This window comes from Comamonas testosteroni (genome assembly GCF_000761245.1).
GTDB classification, from domain to species: Bacteria; Pseudomonadota; Gammaproteobacteria; order Burkholderiales; family Burkholderiaceae_C; genus Comamonas; species Comamonas testosteroni_C.
Genome location: NZ_AWOR01000099.1, coordinates 57,617 through 78,799, shown reverse-complemented (window position 1 = coordinate 78,799; position 21,183 = coordinate 57,617). Strand labels below are relative to the sequence as shown.

General features: G+C 63.3%; 19 protein-coding genes and 2 riboswitches. Of the genes, 13 read left to right on the top strand and 6 right to left on the bottom strand.

Annotated features, from left to right (window positions below; genetic code table 11):
- Nucleotides 1-151 precede the first annotated feature (151 nt).
- From P353_RS25700 to P353_RS25685, 4 genes are all read right to left on the bottom strand, one after another.
- A complete protein-coding gene (locus P353_RS25700; RefSeq protein WP_034375908.1) occupies nucleotides 152-1,504 on the bottom strand; it encodes an HD-GYP domain-containing protein in 1,353 nt (450 codons plus the stop codon).
- Between the two features lie 196 nt (nucleotides 1,505-1,700).
- Nucleotides 1,701-2,339, bottom strand: a complete 639-nt coding sequence (locus tag P353_RS25695) for a 3-oxoacid CoA-transferase subunit B (RefSeq protein ID WP_034375906.1) — start codon at nucleotides 2,337-2,339, stop codon at nucleotides 1,701-1,703.
- Between the two features lie 30 nt (nucleotides 2,340-2,369).
- Nucleotides 2,370-2,855 (bottom strand): DUF3806 domain-containing protein, encoded by a 486-nt coding sequence (locus tag P353_RS25690; RefSeq protein ID WP_034375903.1) that lies wholly within the window; start codon nucleotides 2,853-2,855, stop codon nucleotides 2,370-2,372.
- A gap of 3 nt (nucleotides 2,856-2,858) precedes the next feature.
- Nucleotides 2,859-3,557: a CoA transferase subunit A gene (locus tag P353_RS25685; protein WP_034375901.1), complete on the bottom strand. Its 699-nt coding sequence runs from the start codon at nucleotides 3,555-3,557 to the stop codon at nucleotides 2,859-2,861.
- Nucleotides 3,558-3,631: 74 nt separating this feature from the next.
- Between P353_RS25685 and P353_RS25680 the strand changes: the two genes are divergently transcribed.
- Together P353_RS25680 and katG are read left to right on the top strand one after the other, a co-directional pair.
- On the top strand, nucleotides 3,632-4,174 hold the full coding sequence (locus P353_RS25680) for a PAS and helix-turn-helix domain-containing protein (protein WP_003055436.1): 543 nt from the start codon (nucleotides 3,632-3,634) through the stop codon (nucleotides 4,172-4,174).
- A 343-nt stretch (nucleotides 4,175-4,517) separates the two neighbouring features.
- A complete protein-coding gene (katG, locus tag P353_RS25675) occupies nucleotides 4,518-6,719 on the top strand; it encodes a catalase/peroxidase HPI (protein ID WP_034375899.1) in 2,202 nt (733 codons plus the stop codon).
- 101 nt (nucleotides 6,720-6,820) lie between these two features.
- Here katG and P353_RS25670 read toward each other — a convergent pair whose 3' ends face one another.
- On the bottom strand, nucleotides 6,821-7,069 hold the full coding sequence (locus tag P353_RS25670) for a hypothetical protein (protein ID WP_034375897.1): 249 nt from the start codon (nucleotides 7,067-7,069) through the stop codon (nucleotides 6,821-6,823).
- 155 nt (nucleotides 7,070-7,224) lie between these two features.
- Here P353_RS25670 and P353_RS25665 point away from each other — a divergent pair, with 155 nt between their 5' ends.
- The 5 genes from P353_RS25665 to P353_RS25645 all read left to right on the top strand — a co-directional run bounded on the left by P353_RS25665 (nucleotide 7,225) and on the right by P353_RS25645 (nucleotide 13,131).
- On the top strand, nucleotides 7,225-7,695 hold the full coding sequence (locus P353_RS25665) for a CopD family protein (RefSeq protein ID WP_034375895.1): 471 nt from the start codon (nucleotides 7,225-7,227) through the stop codon (nucleotides 7,693-7,695).
- Between the two features lie 230 nt (nucleotides 7,696-7,925).
- Entirely contained in the window at nucleotides 7,926-8,492 is a 567-nt protein-coding gene (locus tag P353_RS25660; RefSeq protein ID WP_052085025.1) for a MarR family winged helix-turn-helix transcriptional regulator, read from the top strand.
- Between the two features lie 60 nt (nucleotides 8,493-8,552).
- On the top strand, nucleotides 8,553-10,037 hold the full coding sequence (locus P353_RS25655; protein ID WP_034375892.1) for an efflux transporter outer membrane subunit: 1,485 nt from the start codon (nucleotides 8,553-8,555) through the stop codon (nucleotides 10,035-10,037).
- Nucleotides 10,038-10,188: 151 nt separating this feature from the next.
- Entirely contained in the window at nucleotides 10,189-11,502 is a 1,314-nt protein-coding gene (locus P353_RS25650) for an HlyD family efflux transporter periplasmic adaptor subunit (RefSeq protein WP_034375890.1), read from the top strand.
- Nucleotides 11,503-11,517: 15 nt separating this feature from the next.
- On the top strand, nucleotides 11,518-13,131 hold the full coding sequence (locus tag P353_RS25645; protein WP_034375888.1) for a DHA2 family efflux MFS transporter permease subunit: 1,614 nt from the start codon (nucleotides 11,518-11,520) through the stop codon (nucleotides 13,129-13,131).
- Nucleotides 13,132-13,200: 69 nt separating this feature from the next.
- On the opposite strand, the gene P353_RS25640 is transcribed toward P353_RS25645, so the two are convergent.
- Nucleotides 13,201-13,530, bottom strand: coding sequence for a hypothetical protein (locus P353_RS25640; RefSeq protein WP_034375885.1), 330 nt, complete (start codon nucleotides 13,528-13,530; stop codon nucleotides 13,201-13,203).
- A gap of 150 nt (nucleotides 13,531-13,680) precedes the next feature.
- Here P353_RS25640 and P353_RS25635 point away from each other — a divergent pair, with 150 nt between their 5' ends.
- The 6 genes from P353_RS25635 (at nucleotide 13,681) to gcvP (ending at nucleotide 21,000) form a co-directional block, all read left to right on the top strand.
- On the top strand, nucleotides 13,681-14,763 hold the full coding sequence (locus P353_RS25635) for an MBL fold metallo-hydrolase (protein WP_034375882.1): 1,083 nt from the start codon (nucleotides 13,681-13,683) through the stop codon (nucleotides 14,761-14,763).
- A 230-nt stretch (nucleotides 14,764-14,993) separates the two neighbouring features.
- The gene (locus P353_RS30115; protein ID WP_232776918.1) at nucleotides 14,994-15,365 is read left to right on the top strand and encodes an energy transducer TonB; all 372 of its coding nucleotides are present in this window, start codon (nucleotides 14,994-14,996) and stop codon (nucleotides 15,363-15,365) included.
- A gap of 88 nt (nucleotides 15,366-15,453) precedes the next feature.
- Nucleotides 15,454-15,564: riboswitch (glycine riboswitch) on the top strand.
- Nucleotides 15,565-15,583: 19 nt separating this feature from the next.
- A riboswitch (glycine riboswitch) is annotated at nucleotides 15,584-15,709 on the top strand.
- 64 nt (nucleotides 15,710-15,773) lie between these two features.
- Nucleotides 15,774-16,910 carry a glycine cleavage system aminomethyltransferase GcvT gene (gcvT, locus tag P353_RS25625; protein WP_198529157.1) on the top strand — a complete coding sequence of 379 codons (1,137 nt, stop codon included), beginning with the start codon at nucleotides 15,774-15,776 and terminating at the stop codon, nucleotides 16,908-16,910.
- A 122-nt stretch (nucleotides 16,911-17,032) separates the two neighbouring features.
- Entirely contained in the window at nucleotides 17,033-17,407 is a 375-nt protein-coding gene (gcvH, locus tag P353_RS25620; protein WP_034375874.1) for a glycine cleavage system protein GcvH, read from the top strand.
- Nucleotides 17,408-17,454: 47 nt separating this feature from the next.
- Complete coding sequence (locus P353_RS25615; RefSeq protein WP_034375872.1) at nucleotides 17,455-18,006, top strand: MolR family transcriptional regulator; 552 nt, start codon at nucleotides 17,455-17,457, stop codon at nucleotides 18,004-18,006.
- Between the two features lie 90 nt (nucleotides 18,007-18,096).
- Nucleotides 18,097-21,000, top strand: a complete 2,904-nt coding sequence (gene gcvP, locus P353_RS25610; RefSeq protein ID WP_034375870.1) for an aminomethyl-transferring glycine dehydrogenase — start codon at nucleotides 18,097-18,099, stop codon at nucleotides 20,998-21,000.
- Nucleotides 21,001-21,183 lie beyond the last annotated feature (183 nt).

Genomic DNA, 21,183 nt, shown 5'->3' with positions numbered 1-21,183 from the left:
GAATGCCGCCAGCAGACGCTGCAAAGCACGCCGCACTGCGACGTGATGCACAAAATCTTGAAGAAATACCTATGTAGCGCCCGTCAACCAAGCGCCTGCGGCTATCAAGCTTGAGGACAGCCGTCCCGGGCGAAGCTCGTTGTCAATGCAGTCAATTCAACGACTGCCTGTCGGCATTCATGGCCGAGCTTCGGCCGGCCTGTGGCATCAACTGGGCACAGGCCTCGCACCATTCGGCCACGGCGACTTCCAGCGTGGAGCCGCCCTCCCCCAGCGTGGGCCAGCGGCGCTGACAGTCGTTCATGATCGCCTGCAGCTGCCACAGGGCTTCGCGGTTGACCAAGGCCAGCTCGCTCATGCCCAGGGCGTCATCCTTGAGGTAGCTCAGCACATCCAGCTGCTGACTGGGGTGGGAGCCCGCTTCGGCCAGCTGTTTCTGCAGTTGTGCAAGACTGGTCTCCACGAGCACCGCCGCCTGTGCATCGGGCATTTGCTGCCAATGCTCGGGAAACTCGCGCCTGAGCTCGCTCCATTTGCGCAGCGCGGCCTCCAGCGCCGCGATGCTGTGCGAGAACTCGGCTTGCAACGGCGCCAGCGGCTTGCCGGGACTGATTTCGTCGTAGAGCAGCGGCAAGATCAGATGCACCAGATCAGCCGGATAGCTCTTGTGGTTCATGCGCAGCATGAGCGACAGGCGCTGGCCCGGCATATCCGTGAATTTTTCGAAGAAGGCCGAGACCACCTCGGCCAGCAGCAGCACCTGCCCCATGGGCGAAATGGCGTTGCCCTTGATGCCGCGCGGATAGCCGGAGCCATCCATGCGCTCATGATGCTCGAGCACGGCGATTTCCACGGCGCGCGAATACAGTTCGGTACTGCGCACCACCAGCATGGCGGTGACGGAATGCGCGACCAGATGTTTGCGCTCCTCGCCGCTCAAGCGATGGTCCGGGTCGGTCCAGACCGGGTCCATATAGAGCATGCCCACATCGTGCAGCAGTGCGGCCGTGGCCAGCGGCACGCACTCGCGCTCGGTCCAACCGTTCTTGAGCGCCAGAAAGATCGCCACCAGAGTCATCTGCAGGCTGTGCTGGTAGAGATCGGTGCGCTGCTCACGCATGACGGTGAGCTTGAAGGCAATGGCCTGGGGCAGCAGCAAGCTCTTGAGCGGTGCCAGCAGACGCTCGACATCGCCGATGGACGCCACCATGCGATGCAGCAGATCGACCTGCTCGCATTGCTGGCGCGCCAAAGCGACCAGGGATGCCACGTCGACCAGATCGCCCGTGACCAGGTTGGCATCGATCGGGTCACGCAGCTTGTGCATGACCAGACGGTCATAGAGACGACTGTCAACACGTGTGCCTTTGTCCACCAGCTTCATGCCCTTATCGGTATAGATTGCATCGCCTGTCATGACCTCCGTATGCTCGGCCATATCGGTGACTGCGCGCAAAAAATGTACATCGGTCTCGTGCCCTTGCGCACCAGCGTTCTCACTCATCAAAGCGCTCTGTTTCTGTCTGCTCAATCAAACTCGATTGTTGCAGATTGCAATAATTCGTGGGTCACAATTAAAGCAAAAACAGCTTACATCGCTTGCCCTATCGACCCCGGCAGCTATTAATTCTGCTGATTCCGCAGAAAAGGCATAAAAAAAGAACCGCCGCAGCGGTTCTTGCCTGGGAGCGCAGCGCCGCTTATTTCAGCAGCGTCACACCCGTCTTGGACTGGATCTCGTCAAAGCTCACGCCATCGGCCAGCTCCACCAGCTTCAGGCCTTCGGGCGTCACGTCCATCACGCCCAGATCGGTGATGATGCGATCCACCACACCGAGACCCGTCAGCGGCAGGGTGCAACTGGGCAGAATCTTCAGGTCGGTCGTGCCGTCCTTTTTCTTGGCCACATGTTCCATGAGCACGATGACGCGCTTGACGCCGGCCACCAGGTCCATGGCCCCGCCCATGCCCTTGACCATCTTGCCGGGAATCATCCAGTTGGCCAGATCGCCTTTTTCGGACACCTGCATGGCGCCCAGAATGGACAGATTGATCTTGCCGCCGCGAATCATGGCAAACGACTGGTCGGAGCCAAAAATGGCCGAGCCGGGAAGCGTGGTCACGGTCTGCTTGCCGGCGTTGATCAGGTCGGCGTCGACCTGGTCTTCGGTCGGGAAGGGGCCGATGCCCAGCATGCCGTTCTCGGACTGCAGCCACACTTCCTTGTCGCCCGTGTGGTTGGCCACCAGCGTGGGAATGCCGATACCGAGGTTGACGTAGAAACCGTCTTCGAGTTCTTTGGCCGCGCGCGCGGCCATCTGGTCTTGGGTCCAGGGCATAAGAGCCTCCTGAATAAATCTTGATTGACGTTATTGGTAATCGCCGGAGTCGATCATGGGCTGCAGGTGCGCAATCACACCATCGAGCAAGTGCAGCAGATCGACGCTCTGGCCGTCTTCGAGCCGTTTGAGGACCATGTCGCGAGCCCCCACCTGGATGCTGGTTTCGCGGTAGCGCACAACGGGGTCGGTTCCCCACTCGTCGCTCACCATCTGCCAGTCCATATCGTCCATTTCGCAGCTCAGCGCGTCCCCCAGCACCACGCCCAGTCCTCGGGCCAGCAAAAGGTTGTCGGCCGATACCAGGCCGCGATCGAGCAACTGCTGCAACTGCGCCAGGCCCGAGCGGTCCATGCTCCAGTCGCTCAGCCCCAGTTCACGGGCCGCGACCTGGCACACCAGCAAGCGTTCGCGCTCCAGTTGCTCCAGCTCCTGCGCAGCCAGCACACGAAAGACCGGTACGTCGGCCTGGGCGGCAGCCTCGGGCGAATAGGACGAATAGGACGCATCCACCATGTTTCAGGCTTCGCGCACGGTGCGCTTTTCGATGCGCTTTTCGGGGTTGGCGTTGTGCACGATGCGGTGCACATAGATGCCGGGCAGATGGATGTCGTCGGGGGCGATCTCGCCCACTTCCACCAGTTCCTCGACCTCAACCACGCAGACCTTGCCGCAGGTGGCTGCCGCAGGGTTGAAGTTGCGCGCCGTCAGGCGGAACTGCAGATTGCCGCTCTTGTCCGCGCGCCATGCCTTGACCAGGGACACATCGGCCACGATGGCGTGCTCCATCACATAGGTCTCGCCATCGAACTCGCGCAGCTCCTTGCCTTCGGCCACCAGCGTGCCCACACCGGTCTTGGTGAAGAAAGCGGGAATGCCCGCACCGCCAGCGCGCATCTTCTCGGCCAGCGTACCCTGGGGCGTGAATTCCAGCTCCAGCTCACCGGCCAGGTACTGGCGCTCGAACTCCTTGTTCTCGCCCACGTAGCTGGAGATCATCTTCTTGACCTGGCGGGTGTCCAGCAGCTTGCCCAGACCAAAGCCGTCCACGCCGGCGTTGTTGGATGCCACCGTGAGGTTCTTGACGCCGCTGGCGCAAACCGCATCGATCAAGGCCTCGGGGATGCCGCACAGGCCGAAGCCGCCAACGGCCATCAATTGTCCGTCGGCCACCACGCCCTGCAGCGCCGCTTCTGCGGATGGGTAGAGCTTTTTCACACATGTCTCCTTGAAATTGGATGCGCTACGATACTACGTACTTGAGTAAGTAGTTTTTCGTAAAGAGCAGTACCATGGTTGTGGATTACCGGCTGGCGTTCGACGCCGCCCCTGTAGGTCTCGTCATCTCGCGCAACCGCATCATGATTGACTGTAATCGGCAATTGTGTGAAATGTTCCATGCCTCGCGCGAAGTACTCATAGGACAGACCTTTCAGGTGCTATACCCCAGCGTTGACGAATACGAGCGACTGGGCGCGCGCATCGCTCCCATCCTGAACACCACAGGCATCTATTCCGACAACCGCATCATGAAGCGCGCCAATGGCGAGGTGTTCTGGTGCCATGTCAGCGGCCGCACGCTGGATCGCAACGACCCCCATGCCTCGGGCATCTGGAGCTTCGAGGACCTCTCGGCCCACCGCCCCGTCAAGGCCGAGCTTACGGGCCGCGAACGCGAAGTGGCGGCACGTCTTCTCGAAGGCATGACCAGCAAGGAAATCGGCAAGGCACTGGCCATCAGTCATCGCACCGTAGAAATCTACCGCGCCCGGCTGATGCGCAAATACGGCGCCTCCACCGCAGCCGATCTGGTGCACAAGCTGGTAGCGGGCTGAGCCGCTGCCACAGCTGAGGCCGGGTAGGTCAACGACCTGATTTGATGGCTCATGCTTGTGCAAACAGGCAGGCTCGCATACGCTTAAAAAGTCACAGTCTCAGCCACTTTGCGAAGTATCTGAACCCGACTTTCCGTCGGCTCAAGGCTCGACCCATATTTCTTCCTATGGCGCTGCTTAGTAATTTCAATAGCACAACACGCCCTTCAGGCCAGCCGCACGCCGATAATTCATCTCAACCAATCGCAAATAGCTATTGAGTTGTATTGATTGATATCAATCATTGATTGATATCTGTTTCCTGGACCTACCGACCTGTCGGATCGTTGAAACGGAGAGCCCCATGACTACTGAATCCAAGTGCCCCTTCCACCAAGGACAGAACAGCGAAACCGCCGCCGCAGGCAACGCCACCAGCAACAAGGACTGGTGGCCCAATCAGCTGCGCGTGGATTTGCTGAGCCAGCACTCCGCCAAAAGCAACCCCTTGGGTGAAGACTTCAACTACGCCCAGGCTTTCCAGAAGCTGGACTATGAAGCCGTCAAGCGCGACCTGCGCGCCCTGATGACCGACTCGCAGGAATGGTGGCCTGCCGACTTCGGCCACTACGGCCCCCAGTTCATCCGCATGGCCTGGCACGCAGCCGGCACCTACCGCATTCAGGACGGTCGCGGCGGCGCGGGCCGCGCCCAGCAGCGCTTTGCCCCGCTCAACAGCTGGCCTGACAACGTCAACATCGACAAGTCGCGCCGCCTGCTGTGGCCGATCAAGCAAAAGTACGGCAACCAGATTTCCTGGGGCGACCTGATGATGCTGTGCGGCAACGTCGCACTGGAAACCATGGGCTTTCGCACCTTCGGCTTCGGCGGCGGTCGCGTGGACACCTGGGAGCCCGATCAGGATGTGTACTGGGGTGCAGAGAAGGAATGGCTGGCACCCACCCAGAACCCGCACAGCCGCTACAGCGGCGAGCGCGACCTCGAGAACCCGCTGGCTGCCGTGCAGATGGGTCTGATCTATGTCAACCCCGAAGGCCCGGACGGCAATGGCGACCCCCTCTCGGCCGCGCACGACATCCGCGACACCTTTGCCCGCATGGCCATGGATGACGAGGAAACCGTGGCGCTGATCGCCGGCGGCCACACCTTTGGCAAGACCCATGGTGCGGGCCCCGCCAGCCATGTGGGCGCCGAGCCCGAAGCCGCCGGCCTGGAAGCCCAGGGCCTGGGCTGGGCCAGCAGCTTCAAGTCCGGCAAGGCAGGAGACGCCATCACCTCGGGCCTGGAAGTGACCTGGACCCAGACTCCTGCACAGTGGAGCAACTTCTTCTTCGAGAACCTGTTCAAGTACGAGTGGGTGCAGGAAAAAAGCCCTGCCGGTGCCATTCAGTGGGTGGCCAAGGACGCGGGCGATGTCATCCCCGACGCACATGGCGGCCCCCACAAAAAGCCCACCATGCTGACCACCGACCTGTCGCTGCGCATGGACCCGGCCTACGAGAAGATCTCGCGCCGCTTCCTCGAAAACCCACAGGCTTTCGCCGAAGCCTTTGCCCGCGCCTGGTTCAAGCTGACCCACCGCGACATGGGCCCGCGTGCACGCTATCTTGGCCCCGAAGTGCCCCGGGAAGAGCTGATCTGGCAAGACCCCATTCCCGCCGTCAAGCATGAACTGGTCAACGACGCCGATGTGGCCGCCCTCAAGGCCAGGCTGCTGGCATCGGGCCTGTCGGTGCAGGAGCTGGTGGCCACGGCCTGGGCCTCGGCCTCCACCTTCCGCGGCTCGGACAAGCGCGGCGGTGCCAACGGCTCCCGCATCCGCCTGGCTCCGCAAAAGGACTGGGCAGCCAACAACCCTGCGCAACTGGCCAAGGTACTGGGCAAGCTCGAGGAAATCCAGCGCGAGTTCAACAAGGCTGCCGACGGCGACAAGCGCATCTCGCTGGCCGATCTGATCGTGCTGGCCGGCGGCGCAGGCGTTGAAAAAGCGGCCGCAGACGCTGGAGTGAAGATCAACGTGCCCTTCACTCCCGGCCGCGGCGACGCCAGCGACGAGCAGACCGATGCCGAATCCTTCGCGCCGCTGGAGCCCAAGGCCGACGGATTCCGAAACCACCTGCAAGGACGTTTCCCGGCACCCGCCGAAGCCCTGCTGATCGACAAGGCCCAGTTGCTGACGCTCACGGCCCCCGAGATGACCGTGCTGATCGGCGGCCTGCGTGCCATCAACATCAACACCGCCGGCAACCACGGCGTGCTGACCCAGACTCCGGGCAAGCTGACGAACGACTTCTTCGTCAACCTGCTGGACATGGGCACACAGTGGCAGCCCCTGGAGGATGGCAACTACGAAGGCGTGGACCGCAAGAGCGGCGCCAAGAAGTGGACCGGCACCCGCGTGGACCTGATCTTCGGCTCCAACGCCGTTCTGCGCGCAGTGGCCGAGGTCTATGCAGAGAAGGGCAACGAGCAGAAGTTCTACCAGGACTTCGTCGCTGCCTGGGTCAAGGTCATGGAACTGGACCGCTTCGACCTGAAGAAGTAACAGGGCGCGCCGGGGTGAAAGCCCCGGCTGCAGGAAAGTCCAAAAAAAAGAGCTGCCAGCGCCTGTCAATCAAGCGCTGGCAGCTCTTTTTTCAGGAGCACTCACATCTCGAGCTCGACCCCTTCCTGCGACAGATCCCAGCCCAGCACAAAGACTTCGTACTGGTTCTGTCCGCTGTCGTCACTCCAGACCTCGGGGCCGAACTCGCTCATATTGCCGTTCAGACTCAGTCCTTCGCGCAGCGCGCTGGAATCGGTCTGCTCGGCCAGCACAAAGCGGCCGTTGCCGGTGCGCAGGGCGACCCGCCCGGAAGACTGCTTGAAGGCGACGACGGTGGCTTGTTCTGACATAAGGACTCCTGCGCCATTGCTGGCTGCTGTTGCTTGCAGCCAAGTCTAATCAGGCCTGGGCAAAGCGAAAGCCCTGCTATTTCGGCCTGTGTGTTCCACCCGTAGGACGATCTCCGTTAGGCTTGCGATATCTCCCCAATCAAGCCCCACAAGCCATGCTTTTCATTCTGTTCAAACTTCTGCACCTTCTGGCCATCATCATCTGGGTGGGCGGCATGTTTTTCGCGCATTTCTTTCTGCGCCCTGCCGTCCAGGGCCTGCAGCCGCCCGAGCGCGTGACGCTGATGCATGGCGTGCTGCAGCGCTTTTTTGCCTGGGTCATGGTGTTGGTGGTCGTCGTGCTGGCCACCGGCATCGGCATGATTGGCAGCATTCACGCCATGGCGGCCCAGGCCGGCGGCCAGTTCAACATGCCGGTCAACTGGATCGTGATGAGCATTCTGGGCCTGGTGATGATGGCCGTGTTCGGCCATATCCGCTTTGCACTGTTCAAGCGCCTGGATGCGGCCGTGCAGCTCAAGGACTGGCCCGCTGGCGGCAAGGCGCTGGAGAGCATCCGCAAATGGGTCTCCTTCAATCTGGCCCTGGGCCTGGTGATCGTGGTCGTGCTGCGCGTTCCGCTCTGAGCCTGCAGCAGTCTTGTGCAAGCCCGGTCTTCATGGCCGGGCTTTTTTTTATGAGTCCGACAAGGCTCTGGTGCATACCAACAATGCGCAAACTGCTTTTGTTTTCATAGCAACCAAAGCAGGAACTGCGCAGTCAGGTCCCGCTCCATTCAAAACCTTGCTGACATTTTTTTGCAGCTGCACAATAATTGCCAGCTCAATCATTGACCAAGCAAATATTGGTGGAGCCATTGCAAAACCAGACCGACCCCATCATCGACCCGCAGGACGAGTCCAGCTTCTTCTACCAGGCAGGGGTCTACGCGCCGGACAAAAGCATTGGCTTTCTCATGCGGCGTGTACTCAGCTCCATCCTGCAGCTGGCCGACGCCCAGCTGGCCGAGCAAGGACTGACCTATGTGCAGTGGCTGCCGCTGTACAAGCTGCTGGTCTGCTCCGACACCAATAGCAGCACGCTGGCCAAGGACCTGGGCATGGACCCGGCTTCGGTGACGCGCGCGCTGGACCGCATCGAGGCCAAGGGACTGCTGCGTCGCGAGCGCTCCACCACCGACCGGCGCGTGGTGCATCTGGTGCTCACCGAGGAAGGGCGCAGCGTCGCCACCCAGGTGCCCAAGGTGCTGACCAAGGTGCTCAACGGCCATCTGCGCGGCTTCAGCCACAGCGAATGCACGCTGATGCTGTCCATGCTGCAGCGCATGCTGGTCAACGGCGATGCGCTGCGCGAGGCCCTGACCCAGGAGCCGGGCAAGCCCCCCATCCAAACGAACGAGGCAGGCCGCGACCCCAGACACTAGGCTGGCCTGCTGCCTGCTTTTTCACCGCCCTATTTCAATAAAAACCACTGGCACTTTTCCATGACCTCTAGACCTTCACGCAAACCCGCCACCGAGTGCGCCCCCGGCCGTTCGCTGCTGGCAACCGCAGCACTGGCCGCCGTGCTCGCGCTGGCAGGCTGTGCCTCGCAAGGGCCGGCGCACCAGCCGCTGGCACGACTGGGCTCGGCCGATGTCGGCCTGAACGACTCCGCCAGCCTCAGCGCTGCGGACGCCACGGCGCTGGCCTCCTCCCAATGGTGGACAGGTCTGGGCGATGCCCAGCTCAATCAGCTCATCGATCAGGCCCTGGCCGGCAGCCCCAGTCTGGCCGCCAGCAACGCCCGCTTTGAAAAAGCCGCAGCCCTGGCCACGGCCAGCAGCACGGCCAGCGATGTGCGCGGCACGCTGAGCGCCGACGCCACACGCCAGCGCTACACGGCCAACGGCATGATTCCCGCCCCCATTGCGGGCAATATCTACAACAGCGGCAACTTACAGGCCGGCCTGTCCTGGTCGCCCGATTTCTTCGGCAAGCATGCCGCAGATCTGCAGGCCGCACTGGGCCAGGCGCGTGCTGCCAAGGCCGACAGCGCCGCCGCCGCCAACCAGCTGGCCGCACAGGTGGCGCGCAGCTATATCGCCCTGGCCCGGCTGATTGCCCAAAAGGAAGTGGCACAGCGCACGCTGGGTCAGCGCCAGTCACTGCTGAACCTGAGCGAGCAGCGCACCAAAGCGGGCCTGGACAGCCAGGTGGAGTTGACCCAGGCCCAGGCCGGCATGCCCGATGCCCAAACCCAGATCGAAATGCTCGGCGAGCAGATCACGCTGGCGCGCCGCACGATTGCCGTGCTCTGCGCCCAGGCGCCCGATGCGCAAAATGCGCTCTCGCCCAGACTGTCGGTGCTGCGCATCCAGCCCGTGCCCCAGGCACTGGGCGCGGATCTGCTGGGCCGCCGCCCCGATGTGGTGGCAGCGCGCTGGCGCGTGGAAGCGGCCACGCAAGGCATTGAATCCGCCAAGGCCGACTTCTACCCCGATGTGAACCTGACGGCCTTCGTGGGCCTGAACGCGCTGGGCCTGGACAATCTGCTGCAGGGCAGCTCGCGCCAGATGGGCATCACGCCTGCGCTGCGCCTGCCTATCTTCGACGGCAAGCGCCTGCGCGCCCAGCTGCGCGGCAAACAGGCCGATCTAGACACTGTCATCGCCCAGTACAACGGCGCCGTGCTCGATGCCGTCAAACAGGCGGGCGACGCCATTGCCTCCGTGCAATCGCTGCAGCGCCAGCAGCAGCTGCAAACCGAGTCGCTATCCAAGGCCGAGCGGGCCTATGACTTTGCCGTGCAGCGCTATCAGGCCGGCCTGGGCAGCCAGATCACCGTGCTCAACACCGAAACCCAGCTCATCAACCAGCGTCGCCTGGCCGTGGACCTGCAGGCACGCGAGTTGGACACCCGTGTGGCCCTGGCCGCAGCCCTGGGCGGCGGCTGGAGCGACGACACCTCGGCCGTTGCTCTGCAATAAACACCGCACTCAACAAAATCAATAGCTTCTATCGCTTTCCTACTAACGAATTCAAGGTGAAAACACCTTCAATTCCTTTATTTACAAGCGTTAGCAGCTCCTCTTTTTCAATAGCGCAAAACCGCTTCACAGATAACAAAGCGCCAACATCATGACCGACACCAAGCCTACTCAGAACGCTCCCCAAGCTCCTGCGGCAGCCACACCCAGCGCCAACCCTGCGGGCCGCCGCAAGGGCCTGACCATCGTGGCGGCCGTCGTCGCCGTGGCCGCCATCGCCTGGGGCGGCTGGCACTGGATGGTGGCCCGCAACTACCAGACCACGGACAACGCCTATGTGGCCGGCAACGTGGTGCAGATCACGCCCCAGGTCGGCGGCACCGTGATCAGCATCGGCGCCGACGATACCGACTATGTCAGGGCCGGCCAATTGCTGGTGCAACTGGACCCTGCCGACTATCTGGTGCAACTGGCCCAGGCCGAGTCGCAACTGGCCCAGACCGCGCGCCAGACTCGCACCCTGTACGCCAACAACGCCCCGCTGGCCGCCCAGGTGGCCCAGCGCGAAGCCGATCTGCTGCGCCTCAAGGCCGATGCCGCCAAGGCCAACGACGATGTGGCGCGCCGCCGCCCGCTTACGGCCACCGGTGCCGTGGGCAAGGAAGAGTTTGACCATGCCAAGGCCCTGGCCACGGCCGCCAGCAACGCCGTGGCGGCCGCAGAAGCCGCTGTGCGCGCGGCCAAGGCCCAGCTGACAGCCGCCGAAGCCCAGACCAAGGGAGCGACGGCCGAGGACTTCCCCGCCGTCATGGCGGCCGCAGCCAAGGTGCGCGAAGCCTATCTGGCCCTGCAGCGCACACGCCTGATCGCGCCCGTGGACGGCTTTGTGGCCAAGCGCGGCGTGCAACTGGGCCAGCGCGTGGCCGCCGGCTCGCCGCTGCTAACAGTGGTCGATCTGCACAAGCTCTGGGTGGACGCCAACTTCAAGGAAAGCCAGCTGGCCGATCTGCGCATGGGCCAGAAGGTGGAGCTGACCGCCGATGTCTACGGCGACAAGACCACGTACGAAGGCAAGGTCGTGGGCCTGGGCGCGGGCACGGGTGCGGCGTTTGCGCTGCTGCCTGCGCAGAACGCCACGGGCAACTGGATCAAGGTGGTGCAGCGCGTTCCCGTGCGCATCAGCCTGGAGCCCGAAGCGCTCAAGCAGCACCCGCTGCGTGTGGGCCTGTCCATGGACGTGAAGGTCGACATCCGCGACAAGGACGGCCAGGCCCTGGCCAGCACGCCGCGCACCGAGCCCGTGGCCCAGACCACGGTCTATGACGGCAGCCTGGCCCAGGCCGAGCAGCGCATCCAGCACATCATCGCGGGCGACAAGCTGCCGGCGCTGACCCAGCTGGCCGATCTGCCCGCCCCGGCCGCACCCGCTCAGCCCGCCCAGCCCGCAGCCCAAGCTGCGCAATAAGACGCGGAATCAGCCATGACTTCCACGACCTCTGACGACCCCGGAGCGGGCGCCTCGCCACCGGCTCCGGCGGCCCGCCCCATGCCGCCTGCCATCGCCCCTCTCAAGGGCGCGCAGCTCGCTCTGGGCACGCTGGCACTATCGCTGGCCACCTTCATGAACGTGCTGGACTCCTCCATCGCCAACGTGGCCATTCCGGCCATCTCCGGCGATGTGGGCGTCAGCCCCAGCCAGGGCACCTGGGTCATCACCAGCTTCGGTGTGGCCAATGCCATCTCCGTGCCGCTGACGGGCTGGCTCACCCAGCGCTTCGGCGCCGTGCGCCTGTTCACCATGAGCGTGCTGCTGTTCGTGCTGACCTCCTGGCTCTGCGGCTTTGCCTCCTCGCTGGAGATGCTGGTGCTGTTCCGTGTGCTGCAAGGCGCCGTGGCCGGCCCCATGATTCCGCTGTCGCAGACCCTGCTGCTGTCCAGCTATCCGCCCGCCAAGGCCGGTGTGGCGCTATCGCTCTGGGGCGTGACCACGCTGGTCGCGCCCGTGGTGGGGCCGCTGCTGGGCGGCTGGATCACGGACAACATTTCCTGGCCCTGGATCTTCTACATCAATGTGCCCGTGGGCCTGCTCTCGGCCCTCATGACCTGGAGCATCTACCGCAACCGCGAAACGCCCACGCGCAAGCTGCCTATCGACACCGTGGGCCTGTCCCTGCTCGTGCTCTGGGTGGCGGCACTGCAGCTGATGCTGGACAAGGGCAAGGAGCTGGACTGGTTTGCCTCCAATGAAATCATCGCCTTTGCGGTGATTGCCGTGGTGGCCTTTGCCGTGTTCGTGGTCTGGGAGCTGACCGACGCCCATCCCGTCGTCGATCTGCGCCTGTTCAAGCGGCGCAACTTTGCGGCCGGCTCGATCGCGCTGTCGATCGCCTATGGCCTGTTCTTCGGCAATGTGGTGCTGCTGCCGCTGTGGCTGCAGCAATGGATGGGCTACACCTCCACCTCGGCCGGCCTGGCCCTGGCCCCGGTGGGCCTGCTGGCCATCCTGCTCACGCCCATGGTGGGCCGCAAGGTCGGTGTCTGGGATCCGCGCAAGATGGCAACCATTGCCTTCATCGTGTTTGCCATGGTGCTGTGGATGCGCTCGCAGTTCACCGTGGAGACCGATTTCGCCCATATCCTGATTCCCACGCTGATTCAGGGCGGCGCAATGGCCTTTTTCTTCATTCCGCTGACCACCATCACGCTGAGCGGGCTGACGCCGGATCGCATTCCTGCCGCAGCAGGCCTGTCCAACTTCGTGCGCATCACGGCGGGCGCCATGGGCACCTCGATTGCCACCACGCTCTGGGAAAGCCGGGCCTCCATGCACCATGCGCATCTGACCGAGCTGCTGGTGCAGGGCCAGGGCACGTTTGCGAGCACGGTCAGAAACCTGCAGGCAGCAGGCATGAGCGCCGAGCAGGCCTATGCCCAGATCAACCGGCTGATCGATCAGCAGGCCTTCACGCGGGCCGCCGACGACATCTTTCTGGCATCGTCCTTCCTGTTCCTGAGCCTGATCGTGCTGATCTGGTTCACCAAGCGCCCGGCCGCTGCCGCAGGAGGCGCCGACGCGGCCGCCGGCGCACACTGATTAACATCAGACCAAATTGGCTGAAAGCGCTTGATGCAAAAGCGCTTTCAGCTATTTTTTTGATAGTTCCTAAGCGCCGTCAGCCTGCTTGTCCAGGCGTCGCATAAACACCTGCAACTCCTTGACGACCTGGGCATCGCCCTTGGCCTGGGCACAGCTCAGCCCTTGCTGCCAGGCGGCTCGCGCCGCCTGCGCATCACCCAGCGCCAGCTCCACCTTGCCCAGCTGCTTCCAGGCGACGGAGTATTCGGCATCCAGTGCCGTGGCCTTGCGCAGATGCTCGCGCGCCACCGCCATCTGCTCGTCGTCGGCATAGGCCTTGCCCAGGGTATAGCGCAGCAGCGCACCGTCCTTGCCGGCCGCCAGCATGCTCTCCAGATTGCGAACCATGGGATTCATGTGTATTTGCTCCTCAGGCAGCGAGTGTCGCATTCACCCCATCGGATCATTGGAATGGCCGCCCCGGCGATACGGCCTCTCGCAAGCCGGCTCTTGCAGCGCGGCAAACCGTCCCAAACTGCAGCAAATGTCTTACTAAGGCGTCCGATCTTGTTTCGCAAACCAAGCCTCTCCACCCCCATCGCCGACTACGAGGACTCGCCTCAGTACTCGAGCGGGCGCTTTCGCAACACACATCCACGTCCGGCCGACGGCCCCAAGCCCGATGCAGGGACGCTCTGGAAGTTCTTCTTCAACAAGCCGGCCGATTCCGAGCCGGGCAAGGCGCTGCCGGTGCTGTCGCTGAGCACGGCCGAGCTGGACCTCGCGCCCGAACGCAGCCTGTATCGCCTGGGCCATTCGACCTTGCTGATGAAGCTGCGCGGCGGCTGGTGGCTGACGGATCCCGTGTTTTCCGAGCGTGCCTCGCCGCTATCGTTTGCCGGCCCCAAGCGCTTTCATGCCCCGCCGATTGCCCTGGACGAGTTGCCGGCCCTGCGCGGCGTGCTGCTCTCGCATGACCACTACGACCACCTGGACCGTGCCAGCATTCGCGTGCTCGCGCCCAAGGTGGGAGTGTTTCTCTGCCCTCTGGGTGTGGGAGACAGACTGGCAGCCTGGGGCGTGCCGGCCGACAAGATCGTGCAGCACGACTGGTGGCAGGGCAGCGAGGTCGACGGCCTGCGTTTCACGGCCACGCCCGCCCAGCATTTCTCGGGACGCAGCCTGCGCGACGGCAACCGCACCCTATGGGCTTCCTGGACCATAGAAGACCGCCAGGCCGACAGGCCGCTGCGCGTCTTCTTCAGCGGCGATGGCGGCTACTTCGACGGCTTTGCCGAAATCGGCAGGCGCTTCGGCCCCTTCGATGTCACATTGATGGAGACCGGTGCCTACGACGCCCACTGGCCCTATGTCCATATGCATCCGGCCCAGACCGTGCAGGCCCACCGGGATCTCGGCGGCCAATGGCTGCTGCCCATACACAACGGCACCTTCAACCTCGCCATGCATGCCTGGTGGGACCCGTTCGAGCAGATCCTGAGTCTGGGCAGACAGCACGGCATAGAGATCGCCACGCCCATGATGGGCGAGCGCCTGGACCTGGGCGCTCCGCATGCGGGCTCGGCCTGGTGGCGCGCCTGCGCCGAGGCCGACAGCAAGGGACTGGACCTGCGCCCGGCGCAACCCTGAAAGCGCTGCCGACATGGCCGACAAACATGGCCGACAATGCGCTCATGGACTTTACGCGCACCCCACACCTTGCCGCCGCTTCTCTGCTCAGCTTGCTGCTCGGCGCCTGCTCCAGCCTTCCTGATGACAGCCAGCCCAAGCCGCTTGCGAGAGCCGACACACCAGACACGGTTTCCCCAAAGCCGGAGCTGACACCTGCCCCGGCGGCATCTCCAAAGCGTCCACAGAGCATGGAATGGCCTGCCTGGATCAATGCAGATTGCACACCTCCCGCCCAGCTCGATCAGCAACCCCGGCCACGCCGTCACACCACGCCTTTCATCAGCGCCCACTGGTTTCCAAACGGGCTGGAAACCACGGTGGTCTTCCGCCTGGAAGTCACGGCTCAGGGTCAGCTCGGCCGTGTGGCCTATCAGCCCGCCGATACCGATCCCCGCATCGTGAAGTCCATCATGCGCTCGCTCGAACGCTGGAAGTTCAAGCCCGGCATGCGCCAGGGCCAGGCCGTGACGGCCTGCTTCGAGCAGCCCTACCAACTGGTGTTTCCACGCCAAGAGGTCGATGTCCCTCGCACGCCCACCATGAACACGGAACCGCAGTGAAAGCGCAAGCTCAATTCCGACGATCTGTGCTCGAAAACCCCAAAATCCATTCATTGCGGTGGTGCAGGCACCCTGCCCACCGCTAGAATCGTCAACGTCAGGAGAGAGTGCCGGCAGCTTGAAGCTGCCTCGCACCGCCGAAGGCGCAGACGCCCCACCCGGTGTCAAAACGCTCAGGCAAAAGGACTGACAAGCGCTGCAAGGTGTGCAAACCTGCAGCGTCCCTTGCTGGAGAGAGATGCAGGCCGTCATTTCGTATGTGCGCTGGCATCCACCGAAGGAGCAAACTGCCCGATGCAATGCGTGCAGTGAATCTCTCAGGTAAAGCGGACAGCAGGGCAAGCCCGCCAAGCATGGCTCAGTCATGCATGGCCACTCATTTGGTTTTGACCACCGGAGCGCTTGCCTGTGACTGCTGCTGCCACTTCTTCCGATCTGCGTTCCACGCCGCTGTTTGCCCTGCACCAGAAGCTGGGTGCCCGCATGGTGCCGTTTGCCGGCTACTCAATGCCCGTGCAATACCCTCAAGGCCTGATGGCCGAGCATCTGCACACGCGCAAGGCCGCCGGCCTGTTCGATGTCTCGCACATGGGCCAGCTGCTGTTGCGCGGCCCCGATGCCGCTGCCGCGCTCGAATCGCTGATGCCCGTCGATGTCATGGACCTGGGCCTGCACAAGCAGCGCTACGGCCTGCTGCTCAATGAGCAAGGCGGCATTCTGGACGATCTGATGTTCGTCAACCGCGGCGATGATCTGTTCCTCATCGTCAACGGTGCCTGCAAAGAGGCCGATATCGTTCATATCAAGAGCAGCATCGCCAGCCGCTGCGAGGTCGTCCCACTGCCCGAGCGCGCCCTGCTGGCCCTGCAAGGCCCGCAAGCCGCTGCGGCGCTCTCGCGTCTGATTCCCGGTGTGACGCAACTGGTCTTCATGACCGGCAATCACTTCGACTGGCAAGGCCATGCGCTCTACATCACGCGCAGCGGCTATACGGGCGAGGACGGTTTTGAAATCTCCCTGCCCGGCGAAGCTGCCGAAGCCTTTGCCGAAGCTCTGCTGGCGCAGCCCGAGGTGGCACCCATCGGTCTGGGCGCGCGCAACTCGCTGCGCCTAGAAGCCGGACTTTGCCTGTACGGCAACGACATAGACACCAGCACCACGCCGGTGGAAGCCGCGCTGAACTGGGCCATGCAGAAGGTGCGCCGCAGCGGCGGCGAGCGCGAGGGCGGTTTTCCCGGTGCGGCCATCGTGCTGGAGCAATTGCAGAACCCTCAGTCGCTGCGCCGCAAGCGCGTGGGTCTGATCGCGCTGGAGCGCATTCCCGTGCGCGAGCCCGCCGTGCTGGAAAACATGGACGGACAGCATATCGGCCACATCACCAGCGGTCTGCTCAGCCCCACGCTCAACCAGCCTGTGGCGCTGGCCTATGTCGAGCCCGACTATGCCGCCATCGATACGGAAATCTTCGCCATGGTGCGCGGCAAGCCCGTGCCCATGAAGGTGGTCGCCACGCCCTTCGTTCCCACCCGCTACTACCGCGGCTAGGTCTGCCGCCGCGCATGAGACGGGCCAGTTTGCCAAACAGCGGCCAGAACACCGCTAAAGTGCGAGCTGGACCTTTCTCAAACAACACCCGATTCCCCTGAATCCCCCATCTGGAGCTTTCCATGAGCATCAAGTATTCCAAAGAACACGAGTGGATCAACGCCGCTGACACCAATGCCGCCATCGTCGGCATCACCGTACACGCACAGGATGCGCTGGGCGATGTGGTGTTTGTGGACCTGCCTACCGTGGGATCCTCCTTCAAGGCCGGCGATGTGGCTGGCGTGGTCGAGTCCGTCAAGGCCGCTGCCGATGTCTACATGCCCGTGACCGGCGAGATCGTCGAAGTCAACGAAGCCCTGCGCGATGACCCGTCGCTCGCCAACAGCGACCCGCTGGCTGCGGGCTGGTTCTTCAAGGTCAAGATGAGCAATGTGGGCGAGCTCGAAGGTCTGATGGAAGAGACCGCCTACAACGATTTCGCCAAGGACAACTAAGCGTATCAACGGCCCTCGCATTGCGAAGGCCGTTTTTGCATGCAGCCATGAGCACCATTCTGTATTTCGACGATCCGGACGTCGGCCTCGCCCGCGAGACCAGTCACCCGGCCTTTGCGCGCATCGCGGCCCAGGACTTCTATTACGACTGCGGTGACGACTTCAGCCCCTTCGGCAACGATGACGGCAGCGACACACTGGCCGCACTTGAAGAGTGGTACCAGGAGCAGACGGACGGCAAGCCCGCCAAGACCCTGCGCTTTCTGCGTCAGCAACTGAGCGACTGGGATCTGCCCGTGCCCCAGGACATGCTGGCTCATGACGAAGCGGCCAAGGCCCAATGGCTGGCCAGCGACGACATGAACCAGAGCTATCTGCGCTCGGTCTGTCGCGCCCACGTGGCCACCGCCTTTGGTCAGCTCAAGATCGCAGGCCGCATCGATGCCGATCTGCACAAGCAGGCCCTGCTTGCGTTGGCCTGCCAGCAATGGCTGAACACGGTGGCACGCAGCAAATATCCCGATTGGGAATATGCCGACCAGGAAAGCGAACGCCTGGCCCTGATGAACACCGCGCTGGAACAGGTCAGCGCTGCTTGAAGCACCGGCTGTATGCCTTCAGGCATACCGCATTCACGCATGCCTGGCATGCAAACCGTCAGTCACAGTATTTGAGAATAGGTCCCTCCCATGCTGATGTCGCCTCCCGCCCCCGTCGCTTCGCTGCAAGCGCTGGAAAACAGCCACGAATTCATCCCCCGTCACATAGGCCCGGACGCCGAGGAGCAGCAAAAAATGCTGGCCGCCATCGGCAAGCCCTCGCTGGACGCCTTGATTCGCGATGTGATGCCCGACTCCATCGCTCGTGCCAGGCCCATGGATCTTCCGCCGCCGATTACCGAAGCCGCCGCGCTGGCCGAACTCAAGGCCATCGCCAGCAAGAACCAGGTTCTGAAGAGCTTTATCGGCCAGGGCTACTACGGCACGCACACGCCGGGCGTCATCCTGCGCAACATCCTCGAAAACCCCGCCTGGTACACGGCCTACACCCCCTACCAGGCCGAGATTTCACAGGGACGCATGGAGGCACTGGTCAACTTCCAGACCATGGTGACCGACCTGACCGGCATGCCGATTGCCAATGCCTCGATGCTGGACGAAGCCACGGCAGCCGCAGAGGCCATGACGCTGGCCAGGCGCTCTGTCAAATCCAGAAGCCATCGCATCGTGCTGGCCGGCGATCTGCACCCGCAAACGATTGAAGTCATCGAGACCCGCGCCCGGCCGATCGGCATCGAAGTGGTGATCGCCAACAGCCAGCAGGAGTGGGAGGCCGCGCTGGCGGGCGACCTGTTTGCAGCCGTCATCCAGTACCCGGCCTCCAGCGGCTGGATCGTGGACTGGAAGGCCGATGTGCAAGCCATTCACGCCAAGCAGGCGGCCGCCATCGTGGCAACCGACCTGCTGGCCCTGACCCTGCTGACACCGCCCGGCCAATGGGATGCCGATATTGTCGTGGGCAACAGCCAGCGCTTCGGCATGCCCATGGGCGCAGGCGGCCCGCACGCAGCTTTCATGGCCTGCCGCGACGAATACAAGCGCAGCCTGCCTGGTCGCCTGGTGGGCGTCAGCGTCGATGCGCATGGCAAGCCCGCCTATCGCCTCGCGCTGCAGACACGTGAGCAGCATATCCGCCGCGAAAAGGCGACGTCCAATATCTGTACGGCCCAGGTCCTGCCGGCCGTGATCGCCAGCATGTATGCCGTCTACCACGGCCCCCAGGGACTGAAGCGCATTGCCCAGCGGGTAGCGCGCCTGACGGCGATCCTGAGCCGGGGCCTGGCCCGGCTGGGCTTCAGCGCCCGTCACCACGACACAGCCTTCGACACACTGAGTCTGCATACCCGGGATGCGACCGATGCCCTGGCGGCTCGTGCCGTATCCCGGGGGGTCAATCTACGCAAGGCCTGGAATGAATATCTCTGCATCAGCCTGGACGAAACCACGACCCGGTCCGATGTCGAGCTGATCTGGAGCATCTTTGCCCAGGAGGGCCAGGCTCTGCCCACCATCGAGGCCATGGACGAGGGCCCGACCTCGCTGATCCCCGAATCCCTGCAGCGCAGCACGACCTATCTGAGCCACCCGGTCTTCAACACCCACCACTCCGAAACCGCTATGCTGCGCTATATCCGCAGCCTCAGCGACAAGGACCTGGCCCTGGACCGCAGCATGATCCCGCTGGGCAGTTGCACCATGAAGCTCAATGCCACCAGCGAGATGATTCCCATCACCTGGCCAGCGTTCGCCGACATCCACCCGTTTGCTCCCGCCAGCCAGCTGCAAGGCTATGCCGAGCTGGACCAGCAGTTGCGCGACTGGCTGTGTCAGGCCACGGGCTACGCGGGCATCAGCCTGCAGCCCAATGCAGGCAGCCAGGGTGAATACGCAGGTCTGCTGGCCATCAAGGCCTTCCATGAATCACGCGGCGAGGCGCACCGCAATATCTGCCTGATTCCCAGCAGCGCCCACGGCACCAACCCGGCCAGCGCGCAAATGGTGGGCCTGCAGGTCGTGGTCACCCAATGCGACGAAAACGGCAACGTGGACATGGCGGATCTGAAGCTGGCCTGTGAGAAGCACAGCGCCAATCTGGCCTGCATCATGATCACCTACCCCAGCACGCACGGCGTGTTCGAGACCGAGGTCAAGGAGCTGTGCCAGCTGGTGCACAGCCATGGCGGCCGCGTCTATGTGGACGGGGCCAATATGAATGCCCTGGTAGGTCTTGCCGCGCCCGGCGAGTTCGGCGGCGATGTCAGCCATCTGAACCTGCACAAGACCTTCTGCATCCCTCACGGCGGTGGCGGCCCGGGCGTCGGTCCCGTGTGCGTGGTCGAAGATCTGGTGCCCTTTCTGCCGGGGCATGCCACTGCAGGCGACGTCCGCCAGGTGGGTGCCGTCAGCGCAGCGCCTCTAGGTAATGCCGCCGTTCTGCCGATCAGCTGGATGTATATCCGCATGATGGGCGAGCCGGGCCTGAAACTGGCGACCGAGACCGCCATACTCAACGCCAACTACATCAGCGTGCGGCTCAAGGACCACTTCCCCACGCTCTACGCGGGCGAGTATGGTCACGTGGCCCATGAATGCATCGTGGATCTGCGCCACTTCAAGGACAGCTGCGGCGTGATGGCCGAGGACGTGGCCAAACGCCTGATCGACTACGGCTTCCATGCACCCACGCTGTCCTTTCCCGTGCCCAACACGCTGATGGTGGAGCCGACCGAGAGTGAAAGCCTGCATGAGCTGGACCGCTTCATCGAGGCCATGATCGCCATCCGCGCCGAGATTGCCGAGGTGGAGGCCGGCAGACTGCCCCGGGATGACAACCCGCTCAAGAACGCCCCCCATACGGCAGAGGCCTTGCTGGCCGCGGACTGGCAACATGGCTACAGCCGCGAAACCGCCGCCTATCCCGTGCCTGCCCTGCGCCGCGCCAAGTATTGGAGCCCCGTGGGCCGCGTGGATAACGTCTATGGTGACCGCAATCTGTTTTGCAGCTGCGTGCCCATGGACGCCTACGAAGACTGATAGCCAAGGTCTCCACCCCAAGCCAGTGCGCTCTGCCGCACTGGCTTTTTTATGCACAATCAATGCTGAACACCTGCCAACCCATCGCTGTTCGCCGGCAGTGAGTGCATTCACACCATCAATGCAATCTGCGTTGCTGCCGCCAAACCGCGCATCGAGTTGCCTCAATACCGGTTGACTGCC

Coding starts and splice junctions, on each gene's coding strand:
- P353_RS25700 (WP_034375908.1), bottom strand. CDS start 1,504: ATGAGTGAGAACGCTGGTGCGCAAGGGCACGAGACCGATGTACATTTT.
- P353_RS25695 (WP_034375906.1), bottom strand. CDS start 2,339: ATGCCCTGGACCCAAGACCAGATGGCCGCGCGCGCGGCCAAAGAACTC.
- P353_RS25690 (WP_034375903.1), bottom strand. CDS start 2,855: ATGGTGGATGCGTCCTATTCGTCCTATTCGCCCGAGGCTGCCGCCCAG.
- P353_RS25680 (WP_003055436.1), top strand. CDS start 3,632: ATGGTTGTGGATTACCGGCTGGCGTTCGACGCCGCCCCTGTAGGTCTC.
- katG (WP_034375899.1), top strand. CDS start 4,518: ATGACTACTGAATCCAAGTGCCCCTTCCACCAAGGACAGAACAGCGAA.
- P353_RS25670 (WP_034375897.1), bottom strand. CDS start 7,069: ATGTCAGAACAAGCCACCGTCGTCGCCTTCAAGCAGTCTTCCGGGCGG.
- P353_RS25665 (WP_034375895.1), top strand. CDS start 7,225: ATGCTTTTCATTCTGTTCAAACTTCTGCACCTTCTGGCCATCATCATC.
- P353_RS25655 (WP_034375892.1), top strand. CDS start 8,553: ATGACCTCTAGACCTTCACGCAAACCCGCCACCGAGTGCGCCCCCGGC.
- P353_RS25650 (WP_034375890.1), top strand. CDS start 10,189: ATGACCGACACCAAGCCTACTCAGAACGCTCCCCAAGCTCCTGCGGCA.
- P353_RS25645 (WP_034375888.1), top strand. CDS start 11,518: ATGACTTCCACGACCTCTGACGACCCCGGAGCGGGCGCCTCGCCACCG.
- P353_RS25640 (WP_034375885.1), bottom strand. CDS start 13,530: ATGAATCCCATGGTTCGCAATCTGGAGAGCATGCTGGCGGCCGGCAAG.
- P353_RS30115 (WP_232776918.1), top strand. CDS start 14,994: ATGGAATGGCCTGCCTGGATCAATGCAGATTGCACACCTCCCGCCCAG.
- gcvH (WP_034375874.1), top strand. CDS start 17,033: ATGAGCATCAAGTATTCCAAAGAACACGAGTGGATCAACGCCGCTGAC.
- P353_RS25615 (WP_034375872.1), top strand. CDS start 17,455: ATGAGCACCATTCTGTATTTCGACGATCCGGACGTCGGCCTCGCCCGC.
- gcvP (WP_034375870.1), top strand. CDS start 18,097: ATGCTGATGTCGCCTCCCGCCCCCGTCGCTTCGCTGCAAGCGCTGGAA.